Source organism: Pseudomonas oplopanacis (assembly GCF_057128725.1).
The window spans coordinates 644,332-670,333 of sequence record NZ_JBSKHV010000002.1; the positions used below are offsets into that span (position 1 = coordinate 644,332).

Below are 26,002 nucleotides of genomic sequence, written 5' to 3' on the forward strand. Positions count from 1 at the left end.
GGACGAATTGAGTCATGGCAGAAGCAGTCGCCGATAACGTTCCGGCCAAGGCCACCCCAATAGACGGCAAACCGCCGCTGTTCGGGTTGTCCTTCCTGGAAAACCTCTCCGAGATGACCATGCTGCGTCAGGTAGGCCTGTTGGTCGGCCTGGCTGCGAGCGTGGCGATTGGTTTTGCCGTGGTGCTGTGGTCGCAGCAGCCGGACTACCGGCCTCTGTACGGCAGCCTTGCCGGTATGGACGCCAAGCAGGTCATGGACACCCTGGCCTCCGCCGATATTCCTTACACCGTTGAACCGAACTCTGGCGCCTTGTTGGTCAAGGCCGATGATTTGTCCCGTGCGCGACTGAAACTCGCGGCGGCTGGTGTCACTCCCAGCGACGGCAACATCGGCTTTGAAATCCTCGACAAGGACCAGGGCCTCGGGACTAGCCAGTTCATGGAGGCGACCCGTTATCGTCGCGGCCTCGAAGGCGAACTGGCGCGGACCATTTCCAGCCTGAACAACGTCAAGGGTGCCCGCGTGCACCTGGCGATTCCGAAAAGCTCAGTGTTCGTGCGTGATGAACGCAAGCCAAGCGCTTCGGTTCTGGTTGAGCTGTATTCCGGTCGCTCGCTGGAACCGGGTCAGGTGATTGCGATCATCAACTTGGTCGCGACCAGTGTTCCTGAGCTGAGCAAATCGCAGATCACCGTCGTCGACCAGAAGGGCAACCTGCTGTCGGATCAGGCGGAGAACTCCGAGCTGACCATGGCTGGGAAGCAATTCGATTACAGCCGTCGCATGGAAACCATGCTGACCCAGCGCGTGCACAACATCCTGCAGCCGGTGCTGGGCAACGATCGTTATAAAGCCGAAGTGTCTGCCGACGTCGATTTCAGCGCCGTCGAGTCGACCTCCGAGCAGTTCAACCCGGATCAACCGGCGTTGCGCAGCGAGCAGTCGGTCAACGAACAACGCACCGCCAGCAATGGCCCGCAAGGTGTGCCGGGTGCCCTGAGCAACCAGCCACCGTCGCCAGCCTCGGCGCCGCAAACCACTGGTGGCACGACCGCATCGGCCGGCATGGTGCAGCCAGGCCAGCCGTTGATCGATGCCAACGGTCAGCAAATCATGGACCCGGCCACCGGTCAGCCAATGCTGGCGCCGTACCCGGCGGACAAACGTCAACAATCCACCAAGAACTTCGAGCTCGACCGTTCCATCAGCCACACCAAGCAACAGCAGGGCCGATTGAATCGCCTGTCGGTGTCGGTGGTGGTCGATGATCAGGTCAAGGTCAACGCGGCCAACGGCGAAACCACCCGTGCGCCGTGGAGCGCCGATGAATTGGCGCGCTTCACTCGCCTGGTGCAGGACGCAGTCGGTTTCGACGCCAGCCGTGGCGACAGCGTCAGCGTGATCAACATGCCGTTCTCCGCAGAACGCGGTGAAGTGATTGCCGACATTCCGTTCTACTCGCAGCCGTGGTTCTGGGACATCGTCAAGCAAGTGCTCGGCGTCTTGTTCATCCTGGTGCTGGTGTTCGGCGTGCTGCGTCCGGTGCTCAACAACATCACCGGTGGCGGCAAAGGCAAACAGCTGGCCGGCATTGGCAGCGACGTCGAGTTGGGTGGCATGGGCGGCCTGGATGGCGAGCTGGCCAACGACCGCGTCAGCCTCGGCGGCCCGCAAAGCATCCTGCTGCCGAGCCCGAGCGAAGGCTATGACGCACAGTTGAATGCAATCAAGAGTCTGGTGGCAGAAGACCCGGGTCGCGTGGCCCAGGTCGTGAAAGAGTGGATTAACGCAGATGAGTGATAACCGAGCCGTTGCCGCCAAACTGACCAAGGTCGACAAAGCCGCGATTCTGCTGCTGTCCCTCGGTTCGACCGATGCTGCCCAGGTGTTGCGCCACATGGGGCCTAAAGAGGTCCAGCGCGTGGGTGTAGCGATGGCCCAGATGGGCAACGTGCACCGTGAGCAAGTCGAACAGGTCATGAGCGAGTTCGTCGACATCGTCGGCGACCAGACCAGCCTGGGCGTCGGCTCCGACGACTACGTGCGCAAAATGCTTACCCAGGCATTGGGCGAAGACAAGGCCAACGGCCTGATCGATCGCATCCTGCTGGGGGGCAACACCAGCGGCCTCGACAGCCTGAAGTGGATGGAACCGCGCGCCGTCGCCGACGTGATTCGTTACGAGCACCCACAGATCCAGGCAATCGTGGTCGCGTACCTCGACCCGGATCAGGCCGGCGAAGTGCTCGGCAACTTTGACCATAAGGTGCGTCTGGACATCATTCTGCGGGTCTCCTCGCTGAATACCGTGCAGCCAGCGGCCCTGAAAGAACTCAACCAGATTCTCGAGAAGCAGTTCTCCGGCAACTCGAATGCCTCGCGCACCACCCTGGGTGGTATCAAGCGCGCGGCCGACATCATGAACTTCCTCGACAGCTCGATCGAAGGTCAGCTCATGGACTCGATCCGCGAAGTCGACGAAGACCTGTCCGGTCAGATCGAAGACCTCATGTTCGTGTTCAACAACCTGTCCGATGTCGACGACCGCGGGATTCAGGCATTGCTGCGCGAAGTGTCCTCCGATGTGCTGGTGCTGGCCCTCAAGGGCTCGGACGAAGGCGTCAAGGAAAAGATCTTCAAGAACATGTCCAAACGGGCGGCCGAACTGTTGCGCGACGACCTCGAGGCCAAAGGCCCGGTGCGCGTCAGCGACGTGGAAACCGCGCAGAAAGAAATCCTCACCATTGCCCGCCGTATGGCCGAAGCCGGAGAAATCGTTCTCGGCGGGAAGGGCGGCGAAGAGATGATCTAAGGTCACTATGTCGTCCAAACATGATGAGTCCCAGACCGACCTGATTCGCGGCAAGCACGTTGCCGGCTTCGACGTCTGGGCGCTGCCCAGTTTCGACCCTTTCGTCCCGGAACCCGAGCCAGAACCTGAGCCCGAGCCGCCGGAGATGGAAGAAGTGCCGCTGGATGAAGTCCAGCCACTGACCCTCGAAGAACTCGAAGCGATTCGCCAGGAAGCCTACAACGAAGGCTTCGCCGTGGGCGAGAAAGAAGGGTTCCACAGCACCACGCTCAAGGTTCGCCAGGAAGCGGAAGCGGCGCTGGCGCCGAAGATTGCCGGTCTTGAGCAACTGATGGTCAACCTCTTCGAGCCTATCGCCGAGCAGGACACTTTCATTGAGCGGTCCATGGTCGACCTCGTGCAGCACATCGCCAAACAGGTGATCCAGCGCGAACTGGCCATCGACTCGACGCAGATCGAACACGTCATGCGTGAAGCGCTCAAGCTCCTGCCGCTGGGCGCGGGCAATGTGCGCCTGTACATCAATCCGCAGGACTTCGAACAAGTCAAAGCCCTGCGCGAGCGCCACGAAGAAACCTGGCGCATCGTCGAAGACGAGTCGCTGTTGCCTGGCGGTTGCCGGGTTGAAACCGAACACAGTCGCATCGACGCCACCGTCGAGACCCGCGTTGCCCAAGTCATGGCCAAGTTGCTCGATCAACTGCACGATCAAGCATTGCATCCGTCGGCGCCGGATCTGAGTCTGGAAGTGCCGGTCGACGAAAAGCCTGCTGCCGAGCCGGAACCGGACGCTCCCGATGCGCCTTGACCGCACCAGCTTCGCCAAACGCCTGGGCGGGTACGCCGAGGCCACGGAACTGGCCGGCGCCCCGATCCTTGAAGGCCGCCTGCTACGCATGGTCGGCCTGACCCTCGAAGCTGAAGGCTTGCGCGCCGCCATGGGCAGTCGCTGCATGGTCATCAACGACGACAGCTATCACCCGGTGCAGGTCGAAGCCGAGGTGATGGGCTTCTCCGGCAGCAAAGTTTTCCTGATGCCCGTCGGCAGCGTCGCGGGTATTGCGCCCGGTGCCCGTGTGGTTCCACTCGCCGATACCGGTCGCTTACCGATGGGCATGAGCATGCTCGGTCGAGTGCTCGATGGCGCCGGTCGTGCGCTGGACGGCAAGGGCGGGATGAAAGCTGAAGACTGGGTGCCGATGGACGGCCCCACCATCAACCCGCTCAAGCGCGAACCGATCAGCGAACCGCTGGACGTCGGCATTCGAACGATCAACGGGTTGTTGACGGTCGGTCGCGGTCAGCGGCTCGGGCTGTTCGCCGGTACCGGTGTGGGTAAATCGGTGCTGCTGGGCATGATGACGCGCTTCACCGAGGCCGACATTATCGTCGTCGGGCTGATCGGTGAGCGGGGGCGTGAAGTTAAGGAATTCATCGAGCACATCCTCGGTGAAGAAGGGCTCAAGCGTTCCGTGGTCGTGGCGTCGCCGGCGGACGATGCGCCGTTGATGCGTCTGCGGGCGGCGATGTACTGCACGCGGATCGCCGAATATTTTCGCGACAAGGGCAAGAACGTCCTGTTGCTCATGGATTCCCTGACCCGTTTCGCCCAGGCCCAGCGGGAAATCGCCCTGGCCATCGGCGAACCGCCGGCCACCAAGGGTTATCCGCCGTCGGTATTCGCCAAGTTGCCAAAACTGGTGGAGCGCGCCGGTAATGCCGAGAAGGGCGGTGGTTCGATCACGGCGTTCTACACCGTGTTGTCCGAAGGCGATGACCAACAGGATCCGATTGCCGATGCCGCGCGAGGCGTACTCGACGGCCACATCGTGTTGTCCCGGCGTCTGGCTGAAGAAGGTCATTACCCGGCCATCGATATCGAAGCGTCCATCAGCCGGGTCATGCCGTCGGTGGTCAGCCCTGAGCACATGGCCCGCGCGCAGATGTTCAAGCAGTACTGGTCACGCTATCAGCAGAGTCGCGACTTGATCAGCGTCGGCGCGTACGTGCCGGGCGGTGATCGTGAAACCGACACCGCGATCTCCCTCCAGCCAGCCATGGTCACTTACCTGCGTCAGGGTTTGAACGACAACATCGGCATGGGCGCCAGCGTCAATCATCTCGCTTCCATCTTCGCCCCCGCAGCAGGCGGTTAACCGGCCATGGCACTGAGCCGAGCCGCGCGCCTGGCACCCGTGGTGGAAATGGCCGAAAAGGCCGAGAAAGCCGCGGTCATGCGCCTCGGGCATTTTCAGGGCCAGGTGCGTGTCGCGGAAAGCAAGCTCGCCGACCTTGAAGCCTTTCGCCTCGAATACCAGGAACAATGGATCGTGCGCGGCAGCAGTGGCGTTTCCGGCCAGTGGTTGCTGGGGTATCAGGGCTTCCTGGCGCAACTCGGTACGGCCATCGATCAGCAGCGACAGAGCCTGAACTGGCATCAAAACAACCTGAACAAGGCGCGTGATACCTGGCAGCAGGCGTTCGCCCGTGTCGAAGGCTTGCGAAAACTTGTACAGCGCTACATGGACGAGGCACGGCAGCTGGAAGACAAGCGCGAGCAGAAATTGCTCGATGAATTGTCGCAGCGCTTGCCCAGACATGATCCATATTGAACAATCGTCCGGCCTTGCTCCCCTTCCAACCAAGTGCTAAACCTTGTACAGCACGTTAGCCAATGACAAGGAAGCCGTTAAATGTCAGTCATTTCAGAAGTGTCCCAAGATGGGCAAAAACTGACGATTTCGATCAAGGGACGATTCGATTTCGCCAAGCATCAGGAATTTCGTGAGTCGTACGAAAATCTTGAGCCAAAACCCGAATCCTTCGAAGTCAATTTGAAGGACGCCACTTATCTCGACAGTTCAGCGCTCGGCATGCTGTTGCTTTTGCGAGATCACGCTGGCGGCGAGAATGCGGAAATCAAGTTGACCCACGCAAATTCCGATGTGCGAAAAATTCTCGCCATCTCCAACTTTGAACAGATTTTCGACGTAGCGTGACCGCTATGTCTCCATCGCTCGAACCCCTGACGATCCTCATCGCCGAAGACAGCGCGGCCGATCGCATGCTGCTGTCGAGCATCGTCCGCCGCCAGGGCCATAACGTGCTGACCGCCGCCAATGGTGCCGAGGCGGTCGAAACGTTTCGTCAGCAGCAACCGCACCTGGTGTTGATGGACGCGATGATGCCGGTGATGGACGGTTTCGAGGCCGCGCGGCAGATCAAGCTGCTCGCCGGGGAAACCCTGGTGCCGATCATCTTCCTGACCTCGCTCACCGAAAGCGAAGCCCTGGCCCGATGCCTGGAGGCCGGCGGCGACGACTTTCTGGCAAAGCCCTATAACCCGGTGATCCTCGCCGCCAAGATCAAGGCGATGGATCGCTTGCGCCGCTTACAGGCCACGGTGTTGCAGCAACGCGACCTGATCGCCAGGCACCATGACTATCTGCTTAATGAACAGCGGGTGGCCAAGGCGGTTTTCGACAAGGTCGCGCATTCCGGCTGCCTGAGTGCGCCGAACATTCGTTACCTGCAATCGCCTTACGCGCTGTTCAACGGTGATCTGCTGTTGGCTGCCTTTACCCCGGCGGGCGACATGCACGTGCTGCTGGGGGATTTCACCGGCCATGGTTTGCCAGCGGCGGTGGGCGCCATGCCATTGGCTGAAGTCTTCTATGGCATGACCGCCAAGGGCTATGGTCTGTCCGAAACCCTGCGCGAGATGAACGCCAAGCTCAAACGCATCCTGCCGGTGGACATGTTCTGCTGCGCAACGTTACTGAGCCTGAGTTTTCAGCGTCGCTCGGTGGAGGTCTGGAATGGCGGAATGCCGGACGGTTATCTGCACACCATCGCTACGGGGGAGCGCAAGCCGCTCAAAGCGCGCCATCTGCCGCTGGGCGTGCTGAGCTCGCAAACCTTTAACGACCGCACCGAAGTGTTCCCGATGGCCGTCGGGGATCGCGTGTTCCTGTTGTCCGACGGGGTCATCGACACGTGCGATGGCAATGAGCAATTGTTTGGCGTGGACCGGTTGCAACAGGTGTTTGCAGCCAATCGTCAGCCTGACGCGCTGTTCGGGGAAATCGAGCAGGCCCTGCGGAATTTTGGCGGGGAGGCCCGCGATGATGTGAGCATGGTCGAGGTCAGTTTGCTGGAGGCGACGCAACTGACGCCGCCAGCGCTGGTGTACTCCGACAGCGGCCAGTCCTGCCCGCTGGACTGGTCGGTGAATTTCGAGTTTCGAGCCGAGACCCTCAAGCGCTTCAATCCGCTGCCGTATCTTTTGCAGTTACTGCTTGAGGTCCACGGGTTGCGGGCTCAAAGCGGCGCGCTTTACAGTGTGCTCGCCGAGCTGTACTCCAATGCGCTGGAGCACGGCGTGTTGGGGCTCGACTCAAGCCTCAAGCGCGATGCGTCGGGTTTCGCACGCTATTACCAGCAGCGCAATGAGCGGATGGAGGCGTTGCAGGACGGTTTTGTGCGGGTGCATTTGCAGGTCACGCCAGAAGGCAGCGGCGGTTGCCTGGTCATTCGGGTTGAAGACAGTGGCCAGGGATTTGACGTGGCGCGTGTACTGGATCGGCCCCTTGATGGCGTCCGTCTGTCGGGGCGTGGTATCAGCCTCGTCCGCCAGTTGAGTCGTAACGCGAGCTGGTCCGACGATGGTCGGAGTGCGCGCGTAGAGTTTTTCTGGGAGGCTCTGGCATAATTCACCCATTCTTGATCAAGGAGTGAGCAAGTGGCTGACACACATCTGGACCGCGACGTACTCAATGCGTTGCAGGAAGTCATGGAGGATGAGTATCCAACGTTGCTGGATACTTTCATCGCCGATTCCGAGGAGCGTCTGCGCGTCTTGCGCAAGGCTGAGGATGCCGCCCAGCTCATGAATGCTGCCCACAGCTTCAAGGGCAGCAGCAGCAACATGGGGGCCATTCGGCTCGCTGAGTTGTGCCATGAGCTGGAACAGCGCGCCAAGCAAAAAAGCCTCACGGGTATTGAAAAACTGGTGGGGGAAATCGACGGCGAATTCGCCATCGTCCGCCCGCTTTACGAGGCGGAAAAACAGCGCTCTCTCTCCGAGTAATCTGACCATCCGGCGCTTTTGGCGGCGGATGGTCAAACCTGGCTCGACCCTTGCAGTCATCTCGCTCAACTGTACCTACGATCCCAGTGCAGCGGAGACCGTTTTATGCCCGTTACCCCCAATTCACTTCTTCAGGCCAGCACAGCGGCCAAGACGCTTGCCGCGTCCGCCAATACCCCGGCGGTGGCTGCCGAGCCAGGGGACAAGGCGTCCAGCTTCGCTGAGGTCTACGCCAATCAGGCTCAGGACAAGCCTGCTGTGGTCGCTGAAAAACCGGCCAAGCCGGCGACTGACAATGCGCCGCAAGGCACTGCGAAGACAGACGTCACCAGCGACAAGGCTGCCGCCCCGGAACCTGCGGTTGCCGATAGCGGCAATTCCTTGCCCGCCGAAAAGCCGGCGCCGGCCGAGGATGCAGTCGCTGACGATGCCGCGCCGGATACGTCCGAGACGCCAGTGGTCGACACCGCGCCCGTCGACCCAAGCCTCGATCCGTCCCTTGATCCTGCCTTGATGGCGGCCGTGCAGCCGGTGATCGCGGCGCCCGTCGAGCCCGCTGCTCCCGTGGTTGCTACCGCGCAACCACCCGTTGCATCACCCGTTGCGGCGACGATGGCCGCTGCGCCTGCGCAAACTGTTGCTGCGCCAGCCGCTGCAACCGCCGACAGTGATTTCGATCCTGAAGCCGATCCGCTCGACGCCCTGCCGGCGGTACGCCTGGCCATGGAGCAAAGTGGTCACGTGTCCGCGTCCAGCCAGTCCCAGCCCAAAGCCTCTGCGGCCCAGGCCCAGGCTGACGGCGAACTGACTTCGGCGCAGAACTTTGCCGCCGGTATGGCGAGCATGCTCGACGTGCAAGTCGACAAGGACAGTACCAGTCAGGACGGTGAGAAGGCGTTCAGCGGCCTGATCGATGACGGCCTGAAAGACCTGAAATCCGCCAGCAGTGATACCCGTGTCGATGACTTCGCCAACCGTCTGGCGGCGTTGACTCAAGCGGCCACGCCGAAAACAGCCAACGCGTTGCCGGTGAATCAGCCGATCGCCATGCATCAGAGTGGCTGGACCGAAGAAGTGGTCAACCGGGTCATGTACCTCTCCAGCGCCAATCTCAAGGCGGCCGACATTCAGTTGCAACCGGCCGAACTGGGGCGTCTGGATATTCGGGTGAACATGGTTCCGGATCAACAGACCCAGGTGACCTTCATGAGCGCCCATCCAAGCGTTCGCGAAGCGCTGGACAGCCAGATGCATCGCCTGCGTGACATGTTCACACAGCAGGGCATGGGGCAGGTCGACGTCAACGTGTCCGACCAGTCTCGCGGCTGGCAAGGACAGGGCCAGGAACAGGCGCAGCAGGGGCAGGGCGGTCGCACCAATGCCGCCGGTGGTCGTGTCGACTCGATGGATGAAGAGCTCGCGCCGACCGTGGCTGAAGTGGCGCAAGCCGCTACCAGCGTGATCGGTACCAGCGCCGTCGACTACTACGCCTGATAAAACGCAAAACCCATTGTAGGAGTGAGCCTGCTCGCGATAGCGGTGTAACAGTCAACGAAGAGGTTGAATGTTGCTACCTCATCGCGAGCAGGCTCACTCCTACATTTGTTTGTGGTGTCCCTGAAATCCCCGCCCAGCGCCCTCCCGACACTTCTGGCATAACACTTGCTCTTGCCTTGCCGAGCGACTGTGAAAACCCGAATAGTGACGGATTATTGGCATGGCGAAGAGCGAAGCAGTAGTAAAAGACCCCGCAACCAAAGGCAAGATCAAGCTGATTGTTTTGATCGTGGTGGCCTTGCTGCTGGCGATCGGCATGTCCGTGGGGGCGACCTGGTTCTTCATGCACAGCGCCCAGAGCAAGCCTGTCGCGGCGGAAACCGCAGTGGTCGGCAAGCAGCCCGCGATTTTCGAGCCCATGGCGCCGGCCTTCGTGGCCAACTACAACCAGAATGGCCGTCAGCGCTACATGCAGGTGAGCATCACCATGCAGGGCCGCAACCAGGCCGATCTGGAAGCGCTCAAAGTGCACATGCCGGTGATCCGCAACAACCTGGTCATGCTGTTCTCCGGCCAGGATTTCACCACCCTGGCCACGCCGGTTGGCCAGGAAATGTTGCGTCAGAAGGCCACGGCCAGCGTGCAGGAAGTGGCGCAGAAAGAACTCGGCAAAGTGGTTATCGAACAGTTGCTTTTCACTAATTTCGTACTGCAGTAGGAACACGACATGGCCGTGCAGGACCTGCTGTCCCAGGATGAGATCGATGCGCTGTTGCATGGCGTCGACGATGGTCTGGTACAGACCGATAACGTTGCTGAACCCGGCAGCGTCAAAAGCTACGACCTGACCAGCCAGGATCGCATCGTCCGCGGACGCATGCCGACCCTGGAAATGATCAACGAGCGTTTCGCCCGTTACACCCGCATCAGCATGTTCAACATGCTGCGCCGCTCGGCGGACGTTGCCGTCGGTGGTGTGCAGGTGATGAAGTTCGGCGAATACGTGCACTCGCTGTACGTACCGACCAGCCTCAATCTGGTCAAGATCAAGCCGTTGCGCGGTACCGCGCTGTTCATCCTCGACGCCAAGCTGGTGTTCAAGCTGGTGGACAACTTCTTCGGCGGCGATGGCCGTCACGCCAAGATCGAAGGGCGTGAATTCACCCCGACCGAACTGCGCGTGGTGCGAATGGTGCTGGAGCAGGCCTTCATCGACTTGAAGGAAGCCTGGCAGGCGATCATGGAAGTGAATTTCGAGTACATCAACTCGGAAGTGAACCCGGCCATGGCCAACATCGTCGGCCCGAGCGAAGCGGTGGTGGTGTCCACCTTCCACATCGAACTCGATGGCGGTGGCGGTGACCTGCACGTGACCATGCCGTACTCGATGATCGAGCCGGTGCGCGAAATGCTCGACGCCGGTTTCCAGTCGGACCTCGACGATCAGGACGAGCGCTGGGTCAACGCCCTGCGTCAGGACGTGCTGGATGTCGACGTGCCGATCGGTGCCACGGTTGCCCGTCGCCAGTTGCGCTTGCGCGACATCCTGCACATGCAGCCGGGGGACATCATCCCGGTCGAGATGCCGGAAGAAATGATCATGCGCGCCAATGGCGTGCCTGCGTTCAAGGTCAAGATGGGCTCGCACAAAGGCAACCTCGCGTTGCAGGTGATCGAGCCGATCGAGCGCCGCTGACCGGCGCTCAAACCTCCTTGTTTTAACAGACTGCTACTAACCGAATTTTTGCCCGCCGAGGACAAATGATGAACGACGATATGAACGCGCAGGACGACCAGGCGCTGGCTGATGAATGGGCTGCGGCCCTGGAAGAAACCGGTGACGCCGGTCAGGACGATATCGACGCCTTGCTGGCCGCCGACACCGCTGGCTCGTCGTCCAACCGTCTGCCGATGGAAGAATTCGGCAGCGTGGCAAAGAACAACGATCCGGTGAGCCTGGAAGGTCCGAATCTGGACGTGATCCTCGATATCCCGGTATCGATTTCCATGGAAGTGGGCAGCACCGACATCAACATCCGTAACCTGCTGCAACTCAACCAGGGGTCGGTGATCGAGCTGGACCGTCTGGCCGGCGAACCGCTGGACGTACTGGTCAACGGCACGCTGATCGCTCACGGCGAAGTGGTCGTGGTCAACGAGAAGTTCGGCATCCGCCTGACTGACGTGATCAGCCCAAGCGAACGCATCAAGAAGCTGCGCTAAGTGAAAAAGGTTCTGGGGTTTGTGCTGGCGATGCCGTTCAGTGCGCTGGCTGCCGAGACGGTAGCGACCACGACGGCGGCGGCCGCGCCGGCGGTCAGCAGTGGCGTGGCGGGGCAATTGACGCAGTTGGTGTTCGGCTTGCTGCTGGTGCTGGGGTTGATCTTCTTCCTCGCCTGGCTGTTGCGCCGCGTCCAGCAGGCGGGTCCGGCCGGCAAAGGGCAGGTGATCGAGCTGATCGGTTCCCGCGCGCTCGGTCCCCGTGACCGTTTGATGCTGGTGCAGGTCGGCAACGAGCAGATTCTGCTTGGCCTCAGCCCTGGCACCATCACCGCGTTGCATGTGCTCAAAGAGCCGGTGCAAGTGCCGAGCGGGACTGAAAAAGCGACCCCGGAGTTTGCCCAGCATCTGTTGAAGATGCTCGGCAAGGATCAGAAGGATAAGAAGTAATGGGTGCGTTACGCATCGTCTTGACGCTGGCCCTGATGCTGGCCGCGCCGCTGGCGTTCGCCGCCGATCCGTTGTCGATCCCGGCGATCACCCTGGGCACCAACGCCAATGGCGCTCAGGAGTACTCGGTCAGCCTGCAAATCCTGCTGATCATGACCGCGCTGAGTTTCATCCCGGCGTTCGTCATGCTGATGACCAGCTTCACGCGGATCATCATCGTCTTCTCGATCCTGCGGCAGGCCCTGGGCCTGCAGCAGACGCCCTCGAACCAGATCCTCACGGGCATGGCGCTGTTTCTGACGCTGTTCATCATGGCGCCCGTGTTTGATCGGGTGAATCAGGACGCCTTGCAGCCGTATCTGGCGGAAAAACTCACCGCTCAGGATGCTGTCGCCAAGGCTCAGGTGCCGATCAAGGATTTCATGCTGGCGCAGACGCGCAGCAGCGATCTTGAGTTGTTCATGCGCCTGTCCAAGCGCACCGACATCGCTTCGCCGGATCAGGCGCCGCTGACCATTCTGGTGCCGGCGTTTGTCACCTCGGAGCTCAAGACCGCGTTCCAGATCGGCTTCATGATCTTCATCCCGTTCCTGATCATCGACCTGGTCGTGGCCAGTGTGCTGATGGCGATGGGCATGATGATGCTCTCGCCGCTGATCATTTCCCTGCCGTTCAAGATCATGCTGTTCGTGCTGGTGGATGGCTGGGCGTTGATCATCGGTACGTTGGCGAGCAGCTTCGGCGGTGTGTCGCCATGACGCCGGAAGTCGCGGTAGACATCTTTCGCGAAGCGCTGTGGCTGACCACGATGATGGTTGCCGTGCTGGTGATCCCGAGTCTGCTGGTCGGCCTGTTGGTGGCGATGTTCCAGGCCGCCACGCAGATCAACGAACAGACCCTGAGCTTCCTGCCGCGCTTGCTGGTCATGCTGGTGACGCTGATCGTCGCCGGTCCGTGGCTGGTGCAGACGTTCATGGAATACATCCTGCAGTTGTACGGCAGCATTCCTCAGGTCATTGGCTAAACGATGCCGTCGCTGTTGCAGCTGACCGACACCCAGATCAGTACCTGGGTGGCGACGTTCATGTTGCCGCTGTTTCGCATCGGCTCGTTGCTGATGGTCATGCCGGTGTTTGGTACAACCCTGGTGCCCAAGCGCGTTCGTTTGTACTTCGCGCTGGCGATCACCGTGGTGATCGCGCCGGGCCTGCCGCCGATGCCGCCGGTCAATGCGCTGGACTTGAGCGGGCTGCTGCTGATCGCCGAGCAGATCCTGATTGGCGCGATTCTGGGATTCTCCTTGCAGCTGTTCTTTCAGGCCTTCGTGGTCGCCGGGCAAATCGTCTCAATTCAGATGGGCATGGGCTTTGCCTCGATGGTCGACCCCACCAACGGCGTTTCGGTGGCGGTGATCGGGCAATTCTTCACCATGCTGGTGACGCTGCTGTTCCTGTCCATGAACGGGCATCTGGTGGTGTTCGAAGTCCTGACGGAAAGCTTCACCACCATGCCGGTGGGCAGCGGGTTGTTGGTCAATCATTTCTGGGAGCTGGCCGGCAAGCTCGGCTGGGTCCTTGGGGCGGCGTTGCTGCTGGTCCTGCCGGCGATCACCGCGCTGTTGGTGGTCAACATCGCATTCGGCGTGATGACCCGGGCCGCGCCGCAGCTGAACATCTTTTCTATCGGTTTCCCGCTGACCCTGGTGCTCGGGCTATTCATTGTCTGGGTCGGGCTGGCGGACATCATCAATCAGTATCAACCGCTGGCCACCGAGGCCCTGCAGTTTTTACGCGAACTGGCACGGGCGCGCTGAGTCATGGCTGAGAGCGAAAGCGGTCAGGACAAAACAGAAGACCCCACGGAGAAACGCAAAAAGGACTCCCGGGACAAGGGTGAGATTGCGCGCTCCAAGGAGCTCAACACCCTGGCGATCATGCTCGCCGGTGCTGGCGGCCTGCTGATTTTCGGCGGCGCCCTGGCGCAGGAAATGATGGAGCTGATGCGGATGAACTTCACGCTCTCGCGGGAAGTGATTCTGGATCAGCGCAACATGGGCACCTTCCTCCTGCATTCGGGGCAGATTGCGCTGGTGGCGATTCAGCCGGTGATGATCACCTTGCTGCTGGCCTCGTTGATCGGCCCGATTGCCCTCGGCGGCTGGTTGTTCGCGGCGGGCTCGATGGCGCCGAAATTCAGTCGCATGAACCCTGCGGCCGGACTGAAGCGGATGTTCTCGCCCAAGGCGCTGGTTGAGCTGCTCAAGGCGTTGGCGAAGTTTCTGATCGTGCTGTTTGTGGCGCTGGCGGTATTGTCTTCCGACATCGACGACCTGATGCGCATCGCGCACGAGCCGTTGGAGATGGCGATCATTCACAGCCTGCAAGTGGTGGGCTGGAGCACCTTGTGGATGGCCTGCGGGCTGATCATCATCGCCGCCGTCGACGTGCCGGTGCAGCTGTGGGAAAGCCACAAGAAGCTGCTGATGACCAAGCAGGAAGTGCGCGACGAGCACAAGGATCAGGAAGGGCGGCCGGAGGTCAAGCAGCGCATTCGTCAGTTGCAGCGCGAGATGTCGCAGCGGCGGATGATGGCGGCCATTCCCGAGGCGGATGTGGTCATCACCAACCCGACGCACTACGCCGTGGCGCTCAAGTACGACCCGGACAAAGGCAGCGCGCCGGTGTTGCTGGCCAAGGGCAGCGACTTCCTGGCCTTGAAAATCCGTGAAATCGCCGTGGCGAACAATGTGCTGCTGCTCGAATCGCCCGCTCTGGCGCGTTCGATCTATTACTCCACCGAACTGGAGCAGGAAATCCCCGGTGGCCTGTACCTGGCGGTCGCCCAGGTATTGGCCTACGTCTACCAGATCCGCCAGCACCGCGCCGGCAAAGGCAAGCCGCCTGAGCCGCTCAAGGACGACCTGCCGATTCCACCGGATCTGCGCCGCGATTCCTGAGTCTTTTGCTGTCGCTGATGGCCTCTTCGCGAGCAGGCTCGCTCCCACATTTGATCGCGGTCTCCTGTGGGAGCGAGCCTGCTCGCGAAAGCGTCGGATCGGCCACCCTGAATTCCTCGGTTACCCCTTCTATTTCAATCCTCTGCAAAAGTTGGAAGGCTTCTTGCAATAGCCGCTTTGCGCCAGCTTCAGGCGTCAAAAGTTTGCTTTAAAGGAACGGGGAAAACCGTGGATCGCTCTCAGTTATTCAACAGTGCTCGCACAAACGTTGCCGACTTAAGTCGGGGCAATCTGGGCGTGCCGTTGTTGCTGCTGGTCATGTTGGCCATGATGATGCTGCCGGTGCCGCCGTTCCTGCTGGACGTGTTCTTCACGTTCAACATTGCGCTGTCGATCGTCGTGCTGCTGGTCTGCGTCTACGCCTTGCGGCCGCTGGATTTCGCGGTGTTCCCGACCATTCTGCTGGTGGCGACGTTGCTGCGGCTGGCGCTGAACGTGGCTTCCACGCGGGTGGTGATGCTCCACGGTCAGGACGGCCACGCCGCCGCCGGTAAGGTGATCCAGGCCTTCGGTGAGGTGGTGATCGGCGGTAACTACGTGGTCGGTATCGTGGTCTTCGCGATTTTGATGATCATCAACTTCGTCGTGGTGACCAAGGGTGCCGGACGGATTTCCGAGGTGAGCGCGCGCTTCACCCTCGATGCGATGCCCGGCAAACAAATGGCCATCGACGCCGATTTGAACGCCGGCCTGATCGATCAGAACCAGGCCAAGCTGCGCCGGATGGAAGTCGCCCAAGAGGCCGAGTTCTACGGCTCCATGGACGGTGCCAGCAAATTCGTGCGCGGTGACGCCATCGCCGGCCTGTTGATTCTGTTCATCAACCTGATCGGCGGCATGGCGGTCGGTATCTTCCAGCACGGCATGACCTTTGGCGATGCCGGTCGGGTGTACGCCCTGTTGACCATCGGTGACGGTTTGGTGGCGCAATTGCCATCACTGCTGTTATCGACAGCCGCCGCGATCATGGTGACCCGTGCTTCCGGTTCGGAAGACATGGGTAAGCAGATCAATCGCCAGATGTTCGCCTCGCCGAAAGCGTTGGCCGTCGCGGCGGGTCTGATGGCAGTGATGGGCCTGGTGCCCGGCATGCCGCACTTTTCCTTCCTGAGCATGGCCGCTCTCGCTGCCGGTGGTGCGTACCTGTTCTGGAAGAAGCAGAACGTGGTCAAGGTCCAGGCCCTGCAAGAGGTCAAGCGTCAGCAAGAGCTGCTGCCTTCGCCGGCTCGCGCCATGGAGACCAAGGAACTTGGCTGGGATGACGTCACGCCTATCGACATGATTGGCCTGGAAGTCGGCTATCGCCTGATTCCGCTGGTGGATCGCAATCAGGGTGGTCAACTGCTTGCGCGGATCAAGGGCGTGCGCAAGAAGCTGTCCCAGGACCTGGGCTTCCTGATGCCGACGGTGCATATCCGTGACAACCTCGACCTGGCGCCGAGTGCCTATCGCCTCACGTTGATGGGGGTGATCCTGGCCGAGGCCGAGATTTACCCGGATCGCGAACTGGCGATCAACCCGGGGCAGGTCTACGGTACGCTTAATGGCATAACCGCCAAAGATCCGGCTTTTGGCCTGGAGGCGGTCTGGATCGAAATCAGCCAGCGCGCCCAGGCGCAATCACTCGGTTACACGGTGGTCGATGCCAGTACCGTGGTAGCCACGCACTTGAACCAGATTCTGTACAAACACTCCAGCGAACTGATCGGTCACGAAGAAGTCCAGCAACTCATGCAATTGCTGGCCAAAAGCTCGCCTAAACTGGCTGAGGAATTGGTGCCGGGCGTGGTTTCGCTGTCGCAGCTGCTCAAAGTGTTGCAAGCGCTGCTGGCCGAACAGGTGCCTGTGCGGGACATTCGCAGCATTGCCGAGGCGATCGCCAACAACGCCGCCAAGAGTCAAGATACTGCCGCTTTGGTGGCCGCTGTGCGGGTCGGCGTATCCCGCGCAATCGTCCAAAGCATTGTAGGCACTGACTCCGAGCTACCAGTGATCACCCTGGAGCCAAGGTTGGAACAGATATTGCTCAATAGTCTTCAGAAGGCAGGACAAGGCTCGGAAGAGGGCGTTCTGCTGGAGCCAAGCATGGCAGAGAAGCTGCAGCGCTCGTTGATCGATGCGGCGCAGCGTCAGGAAATGCAAGGTCAACCGGTGATTCTGCTGGTGGCCGGCCCGGTTCGCGCCATGTTGTCGCGATTTGGCCGACTGGCAGTCCCGGGTTTGCATGTGTTGGCTTATCAGGAAATCCCTGACAACAAGCAAGTGACCATCGTTGCGACAGTAGGGCCCAACGGCTGAGGTAGTGGTTTATGCAAGTTAAGCGTTTTTTCGCCGCCGATATGCGTCAGGCCATGAAACTGGTTCGTGATGAGCTGGGCGCCGATGCCGCCATTATCGGCAATCGCCGGATTGCCGGTGGTGTCGAGCTGACGGCTGCGCTGGATTACAAATTGTCGGCGCTGGCCCCGCGTGTTCCGAACATGGAACTCGAGGATGAGCTGCGCAAGACCCAATCGCGCATCGTCACTGCCCAGGCTGAATTGAGCCTGCGTGGCGATGGCGAGACCGAAGGCGACAAGACCACCAATCGCCAGTTGTTCGCCGGCCTGCCACTGACCGCTGCCGAGCCACTAATCGAACCGACCTACGCCGAACCGCGTCGCTCCGCGCCTGCTCCGGCACCGGCTGCTGGCGGCGTGGATCCACGTGCGTTCGACTCGATGCGTTTCGAGCTCAACAGCCTGCGCGAACTGATGGAAGTACAGCTCGGTTCGCTAGCCTGGAATCAGCTGCAAGGTAGCCGTCCGGCCCAGGCCAACCTGTGGCGTCGCCTGCAACGCATCGGCCTGTCCGGCCCGTTGTCGCGCGATCTGTTGGCGATGATCGGTGATATCGATGAGCCTCGTCAGGCCTGGCGCATGTTGCTGGCGCACCTGGCGCGGATGATTGCTACCCCGGAAGTCGAGCCGCTGGAAGAAGGCGGCGTGATTGCCATGGTTGGTCCTGCCGGCATGGGCAAGACCACCACCCTGGCCAAGCTCGCAGCCCGTTACGTGCTCAAGTACGGCGCGCAGAACATCGCGCTGGTGAGCATGGACAGCTTTCGCATTGGCGCCCAGGAGCAGCTCAAGACGCTGGGGCGCATTCTCAATGTGTCGGTGACCCACGTCGATCCGGGCCAATCGCTGGTTCAGGCGCTGGAGCCACTGCTGCGCAAACGCGTGGTGCTGATTGATACCGCAGGCCTTCAGGCCAGCGATCCAGCCCTGCGCATGCAGCTCGAAAGCCTGGCCGGGCGTGGCATCAAATCAAAAAATTACCTGGTGCTCGCAACCACCAGCCAAAAACAGGTTCTAACAGCCGCTTATCATAGTTACAAACGCTGCGGGCTCGCTGGCTGCATCCTGACTAAACTGGATGAAACGGCAAGTCTCGGCGAGGTGCTGAGCCTGGCGATCAGTCATGAATTGCCGGTGGCGTACCTGACCGATGGCCCGCGGATCCCGGATGATTTGCATCTGCCGCGCCGTCATCAGTTGGTCAGTCGCGCCGTAAGCGTACAAATGCAGGAAGAACCCAGCGAAGAAGCCATGGCTGACATGTTCGCTGATATTTACCACAGCCCGACCAAGCAGGTTGGCTAAGGTAGTAATGAACAGTTTTTGTACCTACATCGATGGTCTGCCATGCATTGTTCCATTTGCGAACGCGCAGCCAGTAATGTGGCCTCCGTCTATGCAAGACAAGGTAAAGAAATAACATGGGCAGCATGCATCCCGTACAGGTGATCGCGGTGACCGGCGGCAAAGGTGGCGTCGGCAAGACTAACGTGTCAGTGAATTTGTCGCTGGCCCTGGCTGAGCTCGGCCGTCGCGTCATGCTGTTGGACGCTGACCTGGGCCTGGCGAACGTTGACGTCCTGCTGGGACTGACACCCAAACGTACCCTGGCCGACGTGATCGAAGGCCGCTGCGAGCTGCGCGACGTTCTGTTGCAGGGCCCGGGCGGTATTCGAATCGTTCCGGCCGCGTCTGGCACCCAGAGCATGGTTCATTTGAGCCCGGCTCAACACGCCGGACTGATCCAGGCCTTCAGCGACATCGGCGACAATCTCGACGTATTGGTGATCGACACCGCTGCGGGCATAGGTGACTCGGTAGTCAGTTTTGTTCGCGCAGCGCAGGAAGTCTTGCTGGTGGTCTGCGACGAGCCGACCTCGATCACCGACGCCTACGCGCTGATCAAACTGCTTAACCGCGATTACGGCATGAACCGCTTCCGCGTCCTGGCCAACATGGCCCAGAGCCCGCAAGAAGGTCGCAACCTGTTCGCCAAGTTGACCAAGGTCACCGACCGCTTTCTCGACGTGGCCTTGCAATACGTCGGCGCGGTGCCTTACGACGAAAGCGTGCGCAAGGCTGTGCAGAAACAACGTGCCGTGTATGAAGCCTTCCCGCGTTCCAAGTGCGCCCTGGCGTTCAAGGCCATCGCGCAGAAAGTTGATACCTGGCCGCTGCCTGCCAACCCGCGCGGGCACCTTGAGTTTTTCGTCGAGCGCCTCGTGCAACAGACCGCAGGACCCGTCCTATGACAGCCAGTGGCTACAACCTCTACAAGAAGTCGGCACGTGACGCGCAGTACGAGCTGATCGAGCGTTACGCGCCACTGGTCAAACGCATTGCTTACCACTTGCTGGCCCGTCTGCCGGCCAGTGTCCAGGTTGAAGACCTGATCCAGGCCGGGATGATCGGCCTGCTTGAAGTGTCGACCAAATACGACGCCAGCAAAGGCGCAAGTTTCGAGACGTACGCGGGCATACGAATCCGCGGCGCCATGCTCGATGAAGTACGCAAGGGGGACTGGGCGCCACGCTCGGTCCACCGAAATACCCGTATGGTCAGTGACGCAATTCGCTCTATTGAAGCTAAAACCGGCCGTGACGCTAAAGATCACGAGGTTGCGGCCGAACTCCAATTGAGTCTCGACGATTATTACGGGATTTTGAACGACACCCTGGGCAGCCGCTTATTCAGTTTCGACGATCTGTTGCAGGACGGCGAACACGAAGGGCTGCATGAGGATGGCGCGAGTGCTCATCTCGAGCCGTCACGCGATCTGGAAGATGAACGCTTCCAGGCGGCGCTGGCGGACGCGATTGCCAATTTGCCGGAGCGCGAGCGACTGGTGTTGGCGCTGTACTACGACGAAGAGTTGAATCTCAAGGAAATCGGTGAGGTCCTGGGGGTCAGCGAATCGCGGGTCAGCCAGTTACACAGCCAGTGCGCGGCCCGTTTGCGGGGGCGTTTGGGGGAGTGGCGAGCGCGCTGAAGGCAGTGTGGGGACACTGCGAACGGGGCTGGTGCGGATTTGAACGGCACCGGTCGCGATCTGTTGTGCTCCAGACAGTCATCGAGTGAATTGCCGAATTGATTGAAATGGCGCGTCCAGGTGCTGGGCGCGTTTAAGACTGCTTGGAGGTCGAATTGGACAAGAACATGAAAATCCTCATCGTTGATGACTTCTCAACGATGCGGCGGATCATAAAAAACCTGTTGCGTGACCTTGGGTTCACCAACACGGTCGAGGCTGACGATGGCACTACTGCCATTCCGGTTCTCAACAGCGGGAGCATCGACTTTCTGGTAACGGACTGGAACATGCCTGGCATGACCGGTATCGATCTGCTGCGCCACGTGCGCGCCGATGAAAAGCTCAAGCACCTGCCAGTGCTGATGGTGACCGCTGAAGCCAAGCGCGAGCAGATCATCGAAGCGGCCCAGGCCGGCGTAAACGGCTATGTGGTCAAACCCTTCACGGCCCAGGCGTTGAAAGAAAAAATCGAGAAGATTTTCGAACGCATCGGTTGATCCACTGCGCCACGGGGGAGCTATGGAGCATAAAGAATCTTCACAGGGCGATTTTGAATCGACCCTGAAAAAACATGCCGTCGAACTGGTCGCCAGCCTTGAAAAAGGCAGGTTCGGCGAGGCTGTGCAACTGATCCATGAGCTCAATCAGACCCGTGACCGTGGCCTGTATCAGGAAGTGGGCAAGCTCACTCGCGAGCTGCACAGCGCGATCGTCAATTTCCAGATTGACCCGAACATGCCGCAAGCCGAGGAAGTGTCGCAAATCACGGACGCCACCGAGCGCCTGGGGTATGTGGTCAAGCTGACCGAGGCCGCGGCCAACCGCACCATGGACCTGGTGGAAAGCGCCACGCCGCTGGTCAACAGCCTGAGCGAAGAAGCCCAGGCGTTGAGCACGGACTGGAGCCGGTTCATGCGCCGCGAAGTCGGGGCTGAAGAGTTCCGTGAGCTGGCCCGCCGCGTCGACGGTTTCCTGACACGCAGCACCGAGGACAACCGCACGGTGTCGAGCAACCTCAACGACATCCTGCTGGCTCAGGATTACCAGGACCTCACCGGTCAGGTGATCAAGCGCGTGACCCAGTTGGTCACCGAAGTTGAAAGCAATTTGCTCAAGCTCGTCCTCATGGCCAGCCAGGTAGACCGCTTTGCGGGTATCGAACATGACCGTGAATCGATGCTCGCCGAAAAAGATCCACAAAAACATCTCTCTCAGGGTGAAGGTCCGCAGATTCATGCCGATAAAAGAGAAGACGTTGTGTCCGGTCAGGACGATGTGGACGATTTGCTATCCAGCCTGGGATTTTAGCGTTTCAGCATTCTAGGTTTTTTAGGTTTTTAGACCTGTAGGAGCACCCCCTTAATGAGCTTCGGCGCCGATGAAGAGATCCTTCAGGATTTCCTGGTTGAGGCCGGCGAGATTCTAGAGCAACTGTCCGAACAACTGGTCGAGCTGGAAAGCCGACCGGATGATGCGGACTTGCTCAATGCAATTTTTCGCGGTTTTCACACTGTAAAAGGGGGCGCCGGCTTCCTCCAGCTCAACGAGCTGGTGGAGTGCTGCCACATCGCCGAGAACGTGTTCGACATCCTGCGCAAGGGTGAGCGTCGCGTCGATTCGGAACTGATGGACGTGGTCCTCGAAGCGCTGGACGCGGTGAACAGCATGTTCGGCGAAGTCCGCGAGCGTAGCCCGGTCACCGCTGCGACACCTGAATTGCTGGAGGCCCTGGCCCGTCTGGCCGAGCCGCAAACCGCAGATGAAGCTGCACCGGTTGCTGAAGTGGTTGAAGCACCTGCCGCCGAAAGCGAATCGGGCGACATCACCGATAACGAATTCGAACAACTGCTGGACTCGCTGAATGCCGTCAAGGCTCAGGCCGAAGCGCCAGTGGCTGCACCAACGCCTGCCAGCGATGCCGCTGCCAGCGACGAAATCACCGATGCCGAGTTCGAGTCATTACTCGATCAACTGCACGGCAAAGGCCAGTTCGCCGTCGACGCCGTGGCCCCAGCGCCAGCGGCACCGGCTGCGCCGAAAGCGGCGGGCGACAGCTCCGACATTACCGACGACGAATTTGAAGCTCTGCTCGATCAGCTGCACGGCAAGGGCAACTTTGCGGTGGATGCGCTGGAGTCGGCCATTGCTTCGGTACCAGCTACACCTGCGCCAACCGCAGCGGCGGCGGGCGGGGATCTGATCTCCGATCACGAGTTCGAATCGCTGCTCGACGAATTGCACGGTAAAGGCAAGTTCACCGACGTGGCGACAGGCTCTGTTGTCACTGCTGCGGCGCCCGTTGCCAAGGCAGCGGCACCCGTGGCCAAGGTGCCAGATCCAAAAGCCGAGGCACCGAAAGTCGAGGCGTCGAAACCGGTTGCCGCCGCTGCACCGGCCCCGGCCCGTGCTCCGGCTGCGCCGCCGCCGGAAAAACCGGCGAGCGAAGCCGAGACCACCGTGCGGGTCGATACCGCGCGTCTCGACGAAATCATGAACATGGTCGGCGAACTGGTACTGGTGCGTAACCGTTTGGTTCGCCTGGGTGCCAACAGTGCCGACGAGGCCATGTCCAAGGCTGTGTCGAACCTCGACGTGGTCACGGCTGACCTGCAAACCGCGGTCATGAAGACCCGGATGCAACCGATCAAGAAAGTCTTCGGACGCTTCCCGCGTCTGGTTCGCGACCTGGCTCGCCAGCTCAAGAAAGAGATCAACCTGGAACTGGTCGGCGAAGAAACCGACCTCGACAAGAACCTCGTCGAGGCCCTGGCCGACCCGCTGGTCCACTTGGTGCGCAACGCGGTCGACCACGGCATCGAGTCGCCGGAAGAGCGCGAAGCCTCGGGCAAGTCCCGTGGCGGCAAGGTGATCCTTGCAGCGGAACAGGAAGGCGACCACATCCTGCTGTCGATCAGCGATGACGGCAAAGGCATGGACCCGCACGTCCTGCGTTCCATCGCGGTAAAACGCGGTGTGATGGACAAGGACGCGGCGGATCGCTTGAGCGACACCGAGTGCTACAACCTGATTTTCGCGCCTGGGTTCTCGACCAAGACCGAGATCTCCGACGTGTCGGGTCGTGGCGTGGGCATGGACGTGGTGAAAACCAAGATTTCCCAGCTCAACGGTTCGATCAACATCTACTCGACCAAAGGCCAGGGCTCGAAGATCGTCATCAAGGTCCCGCTGACCCTGGCGATCATGCCGACGCTGATGGTCATGCTCGGCAACCAGGCGTTTGCGTTCCCGCTGGTGAACGTCAACGAGATCTTCCACCTCGACCTGTCGACCACCAACGTGGTGGACGGTCAGGAAGTGGTGATCGTGCGCGACAAGGCGCTGCCACTGTTTTACCTCAAGCGCTGGCTGGTCAGCTCCGCCGCTCACGAAGAGCAGCGCGAAGGCCATGTGGTGATCCTTTCGGTGGGCACGCAACGGATCGGCTTTGTCGTCGATCAGTTGGTGGGCCAGGAAGAAGTGGTCATCAAGCCATTGGGCAAAATGCTCCAGGGAACCCCGGGCATGTCGGGCGCCACCATCACCGGTGACGGCCGCATTGCGCTGATTCTCGATGTTCCGAGCATGCTCAAGCGTTACGCCACGCGGCGTATTTGATTCTGGTGGAGCGGGGCGACTGAGCCTCGCTCCGTCTAACGGAGTGTTTATGGCAGTCAAAGTCCTGGTGGTGGACGATTCGGGGTTTTTCCGCCGCCGCGTCTCGGAAATTCTTTCAGCGGATTCGAATATCCAGGTCGTCGGAACGGCGACCAACGGAAAAGAGGCGATCGATCAGGCCCTGGCCCTCAAGCCGGACGTGATCACGATGGACTACGAAATGCCCATGATGGACGGCATCACCGCCGTGCGACACATCATGCAGCGCTGCCCGACGCCGGTTTTGATGTTCTCCTCGCTGACGCACGAAGGCGCCCGGGTGACCCTCGATGCGCTGGATGCCGGCGCCGTGGATTTCCTGCCGAAGAATTTCGAAGACATCTCCCGAAACCCGGAGAAGGTCAAGCAACTGCTGTGCGAAAAGATCCTGAGCATTTCGCGCAGTAACCGTCGCGCCAATACCTACAGTGCACCGGCCCCGGTCGCCGCACCTGCCCCGACGCCTGCGCCTGCCAGCGCCAGCAGTTACGGCAGCCACGCACCGTCGCGTCCTGCGCCGGCACCGATTCCGGCACGCACCCATGCGCCTGTGTCGTCCGGCCCATCGTCGCCTGCACCGAAACGCAAGGCCTACAAACTGGTGGCCATCGGCACGTCCACGGGCGGTCCGGTTGCGCTGCAACGGGTGCTGACCCAGTTGCCGGCCAACTTCCCGGCACCGCTGGTGTTGATCCAGCACATGCCGGCGGCCTTCACCAAGGCTTTCGCCGAACGCCTGGACAAGCTCTGCCGCATCAGCGTCAAGGAAGCCGAGGATGGCGACATCCTGCGTCCTGGCCTGGCGTTGCTGGCACCGGGTGGCAAACAAATGATGATCGATGGCCGTGGCGCGGTGAAAATCCTGCCGGGCGACGAACGTCTGAATTACAAACCCAGCGTGGACATCACCTTTGGTTCAGCGGCCAAGTCCTACGGCGACAAAGTTCTGGCGGTCGTGCTGACCGGCATGGGCGCCGACGGTCGTGAAGGGGCTCGCCTGCTCAAGCAGAGCGGCAGTGCGATCTGGGCTCAGGATGAAGCCAGCTGCGTGATCTACGGCATGCCGATGGCCATCGTCAAAGCCGATCTCGCCGACGCGATCTATGGGCTGGAAGATATTGGCAAGCACCTGGTCGAGGCGTGTATCTGATGGATGTTTTAAGCCTGATTGGCATCATCATGGCGTTCGTCGCCATCATTGGCGGCAACTACCTTGAAGGCGGCCACCTCGGCGCGCTGGCCAACGGCCCGGCAGCCTTGATCGTCCTCGGTGGCACCATCGGCGCAGCCTTGCTGCAATCGCCGATGAGCGCCTTCAAGCGTGCCATGCAAATCCTTGGCTGGATTCTGTTTCCGCCACGCGTTGACCTGGCCGGTGGCATCGATCGCGTGGTGAACTGGAGCCTGACGGCCCGTAAGGAAGGCTTGCTCGGTCTGGAAGGGGTGGCCGATGCCGAACCCGACAGCTACTCGCGCAAAGGCCTGCAACTGCTGGTTGACGGTGCCGAACCGGAAGCGATTCGCAGCATTCTGGAAGTGGATTTCTACACCCAGGAAAGCCGCGACATCGAAGCCGCCAAAGTTTTCGAAAGCATGGGCGGCTACGCGCCGACCATCGGGATTATCGGTGCGGTGATGGGCCTGATCCATGTCATGGGCAACCTGGCCGATCCCACCCAACTGGGCAGCGGCATTGCCGTGGCCTTCGTTGCCACCATCTACGGTGTGGCCAGTGCCAACCTGGTGTTGCTGCCGATTGCTTCCAAGCTCAAGTCCGTGGCTTTGCGTCAGTCGCGTTATCGCGAAATGTTGCTGGAAGGGATCCTGTCGATCGCCGAAGGTGAAAACCCTCGCTCTATTGAGTTGAAGCTTCAGGGCTTCATGGATTGATG

The 26,002-nt window shown here is 60.6% G+C and carries 26 protein-coding genes; all 26 read left to right on the top strand.

From position 1 onward, the window contains the following. The first annotated feature begins 14 nt into the window (after window positions 1-14). The gene (gene fliF / locus ACWKV5_RS07310; RefSeq protein ID WP_483840756.1) at window positions 15-1,802 is read left to right on the top strand and encodes a flagellar basal-body MS-ring/collar protein FliF; all 1,788 of its coding nucleotides are present in this window, start codon (window positions 15-17) and stop codon (window positions 1,800-1,802) included. Further along, a complete protein-coding gene (gene fliG / locus ACWKV5_RS07315) occupies window positions 1,795-2,814 on the top strand; it encodes a flagellar motor switch protein FliG (RefSeq protein WP_007894195.1) in 1,020 nt (339 codons plus the stop codon). Before fliF ends, fliG begins: the two co-directional genes overlap by 8 nt. Before the next feature lie 7 nt (window positions 2,815-2,821). Next, window positions 2,822-3,622 carry a flagellar assembly protein FliH gene (gene fliH / locus ACWKV5_RS07320; protein ID WP_483840757.1) on the top strand — a complete coding sequence of 267 codons (801 nt, stop codon included), beginning with the start codon at window positions 2,822-2,824 and terminating at the stop codon, window positions 3,620-3,622. Then, the gene (gene fliI / locus ACWKV5_RS07325) at window positions 3,612-4,970 is read left to right on the top strand and encodes a flagellar protein export ATPase FliI (protein WP_123434037.1); all 1,359 of its coding nucleotides are present in this window, start codon (window positions 3,612-3,614) and stop codon (window positions 4,968-4,970) included. The genes fliH and fliI overlap by 11 nt, the downstream gene beginning before the upstream one ends. A 6-nt stretch (window positions 4,971-4,976) precedes the next feature. Next, window positions 4,977-5,426, top strand: coding sequence for a flagellar export protein FliJ (fliJ, locus tag ACWKV5_RS07330; protein WP_123434038.1), 450 nt, complete (start codon window positions 4,977-4,979; stop codon window positions 5,424-5,426). An 81-nt stretch (window positions 5,427-5,507) separates the two neighbouring features. After that, on the top strand, window positions 5,508-5,813 hold the full coding sequence (locus ACWKV5_RS07335) for an STAS domain-containing protein (RefSeq protein ID WP_483840758.1): 306 nt from the start codon (window positions 5,508-5,510) through the stop codon (window positions 5,811-5,813). A 5-nt stretch (window positions 5,814-5,818) separates the two neighbouring features. Further along, window positions 5,819-7,525, top strand: a complete 1,707-nt coding sequence (locus ACWKV5_RS07340) for an ATP-binding SpoIIE family protein phosphatase (protein ID WP_483840759.1) — start codon at window positions 5,819-5,821, stop codon at window positions 7,523-7,525. Between the two features lie 30 nt (window positions 7,526-7,555). Then, window positions 7,556-7,903, top strand: coding sequence for an Hpt domain-containing protein (locus tag ACWKV5_RS07345; RefSeq protein WP_483840760.1), 348 nt, complete (start codon window positions 7,556-7,558; stop codon window positions 7,901-7,903). A gap of 105 nt (window positions 7,904-8,008) precedes the next feature. After that, window positions 8,009-9,397: a flagellar hook-length control protein FliK gene (locus ACWKV5_RS07350; RefSeq protein ID WP_483840761.1), complete on the top strand. Its 1,389-nt coding sequence runs from the start codon at window positions 8,009-8,011 to the stop codon at window positions 9,395-9,397. Between the two features lie 223 nt (window positions 9,398-9,620). Beyond that, window positions 9,621-10,118 carry a flagellar basal body-associated protein FliL gene (gene fliL / locus ACWKV5_RS07355; RefSeq protein ID WP_483840762.1) on the top strand — a complete coding sequence of 166 codons (498 nt, stop codon included), beginning with the start codon at window positions 9,621-9,623 and terminating at the stop codon, window positions 10,116-10,118. 9 nt (window positions 10,119-10,127) lie between these two features. Further along, the gene (gene fliM, locus ACWKV5_RS07360; RefSeq protein WP_007948914.1) at window positions 10,128-11,096 is read left to right on the top strand and encodes a flagellar motor switch protein FliM; all 969 of its coding nucleotides are present in this window, start codon (window positions 10,128-10,130) and stop codon (window positions 11,094-11,096) included. A gap of 68 nt (window positions 11,097-11,164) precedes the next feature. Continuing rightward, entirely contained in the window at window positions 11,165-11,623 is a 459-nt protein-coding gene (fliN, locus tag ACWKV5_RS07365; protein ID WP_027922364.1) for a flagellar motor switch protein FliN, read from the top strand. Next, on the top strand, window positions 11,624-12,070 hold the full coding sequence (fliO, locus tag ACWKV5_RS07370; protein ID WP_483840763.1) for a flagellar biosynthetic protein FliO: 447 nt from the start codon (window positions 11,624-11,626) through the stop codon (window positions 12,068-12,070). Continuing rightward, a complete protein-coding gene (gene fliP / locus ACWKV5_RS07375) occupies window positions 12,070-12,828 on the top strand; it encodes a flagellar type III secretion system pore protein FliP (RefSeq protein WP_027922366.1) in 759 nt (252 codons plus the stop codon). Before fliO ends, fliP begins: the two co-directional genes overlap by 1 nt. Then, window positions 12,825-13,094: a flagellar biosynthesis protein FliQ gene (fliQ, locus tag ACWKV5_RS07380; RefSeq protein ID WP_007948918.1), complete on the top strand. Its 270-nt coding sequence runs from the start codon at window positions 12,825-12,827 to the stop codon at window positions 13,092-13,094. Before fliP ends, fliQ begins: the two co-directional genes overlap by 4 nt. Window positions 13,095-13,097: 3 nt before the next feature. Then, window positions 13,098-13,883 (top strand): flagellar biosynthetic protein FliR, encoded by a 786-nt coding sequence (gene fliR / locus ACWKV5_RS07385; RefSeq protein ID WP_483840764.1) that lies wholly within the window; start codon window positions 13,098-13,100, stop codon window positions 13,881-13,883. A 3-nt stretch (window positions 13,884-13,886) separates the two neighbouring features. After that, entirely contained in the window at window positions 13,887-15,026 is a 1,140-nt protein-coding gene (gene flhB, locus ACWKV5_RS07390) for a flagellar biosynthesis protein FlhB (RefSeq protein ID WP_483840765.1), read from the top strand. Window positions 15,027-15,254: 228 nt separating this feature from the next. Further along, window positions 15,255-17,384 carry a flagellar biosynthesis protein FlhA gene (gene flhA, locus ACWKV5_RS07395; RefSeq protein ID WP_027922369.1) on the top strand — a complete coding sequence of 710 codons (2,130 nt, stop codon included), beginning with the start codon at window positions 15,255-15,257 and terminating at the stop codon, window positions 17,382-17,384. 11 nt (window positions 17,385-17,395) lie between these two features. Beyond that, window positions 17,396-18,730 carry a flagellar biosynthesis GTPase FlhF gene (gene flhF, locus ACWKV5_RS07400; protein WP_059181376.1) on the top strand — a complete coding sequence of 445 codons (1,335 nt, stop codon included), beginning with the start codon at window positions 17,396-17,398 and terminating at the stop codon, window positions 18,728-18,730. Window positions 18,731-18,846: 116 nt separating this feature from the next. Next, entirely contained in the window at window positions 18,847-19,677 is an 831-nt protein-coding gene (gene fleN, locus ACWKV5_RS07405) for a flagellar synthesis regulator FleN (protein WP_003222917.1), read from the top strand. Next, window positions 19,674-20,414 carry an RNA polymerase sigma factor FliA gene (gene fliA, locus ACWKV5_RS07410; protein ID WP_007894214.1) on the top strand — a complete coding sequence of 247 codons (741 nt, stop codon included), beginning with the start codon at window positions 19,674-19,676 and terminating at the stop codon, window positions 20,412-20,414. The genes fleN and fliA overlap by 4 nt, the downstream gene beginning before the upstream one ends. A gap of 167 nt (window positions 20,415-20,581) precedes the next feature. Then, entirely contained in the window at window positions 20,582-20,953 is a 372-nt protein-coding gene (locus ACWKV5_RS07415; RefSeq protein ID WP_003183998.1) for a chemotaxis response regulator CheY, read from the top strand. A gap of 22 nt (window positions 20,954-20,975) precedes the next feature. Beyond that, window positions 20,976-21,764 (top strand): protein phosphatase CheZ, encoded by a 789-nt coding sequence (locus ACWKV5_RS07420; RefSeq protein ID WP_027922371.1) that lies wholly within the window; start codon window positions 20,976-20,978, stop codon window positions 21,762-21,764. Window positions 21,765-21,818: 54 nt separating this feature from the next. Continuing rightward, window positions 21,819-24,071, top strand: coding sequence for a chemotaxis protein CheA (locus ACWKV5_RS07425; RefSeq protein ID WP_483840766.1), 2,253 nt, complete (start codon window positions 21,819-21,821; stop codon window positions 24,069-24,071). A gap of 49 nt (window positions 24,072-24,120) precedes the next feature. Further along, window positions 24,121-25,260 carry a protein-glutamate methylesterase/protein-glutamine glutaminase gene (locus ACWKV5_RS07430; protein WP_027922373.1) on the top strand — a complete coding sequence of 380 codons (1,140 nt, stop codon included), beginning with the start codon at window positions 24,121-24,123 and terminating at the stop codon, window positions 25,258-25,260. After that, window positions 25,260-26,000 carry a flagellar motor protein gene (locus ACWKV5_RS07435; RefSeq protein WP_027922374.1) on the top strand — a complete coding sequence of 247 codons (741 nt, stop codon included), beginning with the start codon at window positions 25,260-25,262 and terminating at the stop codon, window positions 25,998-26,000. Before ACWKV5_RS07430 ends, ACWKV5_RS07435 begins: the two co-directional genes overlap by 1 nt. Window positions 26,001-26,002 lie beyond the last annotated feature (2 nt).

Bases quoted from the DNA above. Each gene is read 5' to 3' on its own strand.
- fliF (WP_483840756.1), top strand. From the start codon at position 15: ATGGCAGAAGCAGTCGCCGATAACGTTCCGGCCAAGGCCACCCCAATA.
- fliG (WP_007894195.1), top strand. From the start codon at position 1,795: ATGAGTGATAACCGAGCCGTTGCCGCCAAACTGACCAAGGTCGACAAA.
- fliH (WP_483840757.1), top strand. From the start codon at position 2,822: ATGTCGTCCAAACATGATGAGTCCCAGACCGACCTGATTCGCGGCAAG.
- fliI (WP_123434037.1), top strand. From the start codon at position 3,612: ATGCGCCTTGACCGCACCAGCTTCGCCAAACGCCTGGGCGGGTACGCC.
- fliJ (WP_123434038.1), top strand. From the start codon at position 4,977: ATGGCACTGAGCCGAGCCGCGCGCCTGGCACCCGTGGTGGAAATGGCC.
- ACWKV5_RS07335 (WP_483840758.1), top strand. From the start codon at position 5,508: ATGTCAGTCATTTCAGAAGTGTCCCAAGATGGGCAAAAACTGACGATT.
- ACWKV5_RS07340 (WP_483840759.1), top strand. From the start codon at position 5,819: ATGTCTCCATCGCTCGAACCCCTGACGATCCTCATCGCCGAAGACAGC.
- ACWKV5_RS07350 (WP_483840761.1), top strand. From the start codon at position 8,009: ATGCCCGTTACCCCCAATTCACTTCTTCAGGCCAGCACAGCGGCCAAG.
- fliL (WP_483840762.1), top strand. From the start codon at position 9,621: ATGGCGAAGAGCGAAGCAGTAGTAAAAGACCCCGCAACCAAAGGCAAG.
- fliM (WP_007948914.1), top strand. From the start codon at position 10,128: ATGGCCGTGCAGGACCTGCTGTCCCAGGATGAGATCGATGCGCTGTTG.
- fliN (WP_027922364.1), top strand. From the start codon at position 11,165: ATGAACGACGATATGAACGCGCAGGACGACCAGGCGCTGGCTGATGAA.
- fliP (WP_027922366.1), top strand. From the start codon at position 12,070: ATGGGTGCGTTACGCATCGTCTTGACGCTGGCCCTGATGCTGGCCGCG.
- fliQ (WP_007948918.1), top strand. From the start codon at position 12,825: ATGACGCCGGAAGTCGCGGTAGACATCTTTCGCGAAGCGCTGTGGCTG.
- fliR (WP_483840764.1), top strand. From the start codon at position 13,098: ATGCCGTCGCTGTTGCAGCTGACCGACACCCAGATCAGTACCTGGGTG.
- flhB (WP_483840765.1), top strand. From the start codon at position 13,887: ATGGCTGAGAGCGAAAGCGGTCAGGACAAAACAGAAGACCCCACGGAG.
- flhF (WP_059181376.1), top strand. From the start codon at position 17,396: ATGCAAGTTAAGCGTTTTTTCGCCGCCGATATGCGTCAGGCCATGAAA.
- fleN (WP_003222917.1), top strand. From the start codon at position 18,847: ATGGGCAGCATGCATCCCGTACAGGTGATCGCGGTGACCGGCGGCAAA.
- fliA (WP_007894214.1), top strand. From the start codon at position 19,674: ATGACAGCCAGTGGCTACAACCTCTACAAGAAGTCGGCACGTGACGCG.
- ACWKV5_RS07415 (WP_003183998.1), top strand. From the start codon at position 20,582: ATGAAAATCCTCATCGTTGATGACTTCTCAACGATGCGGCGGATCATA.
- ACWKV5_RS07420 (WP_027922371.1), top strand. From the start codon at position 20,976: ATGGAGCATAAAGAATCTTCACAGGGCGATTTTGAATCGACCCTGAAA.
- ACWKV5_RS07425 (WP_483840766.1), top strand. From the start codon at position 21,819: ATGAGCTTCGGCGCCGATGAAGAGATCCTTCAGGATTTCCTGGTTGAG.
- ACWKV5_RS07430 (WP_027922373.1), top strand. From the start codon at position 24,121: ATGGCAGTCAAAGTCCTGGTGGTGGACGATTCGGGGTTTTTCCGCCGC.
- ACWKV5_RS07435 (WP_027922374.1), top strand. From the start codon at position 25,260: ATGGATGTTTTAAGCCTGATTGGCATCATCATGGCGTTCGTCGCCATC.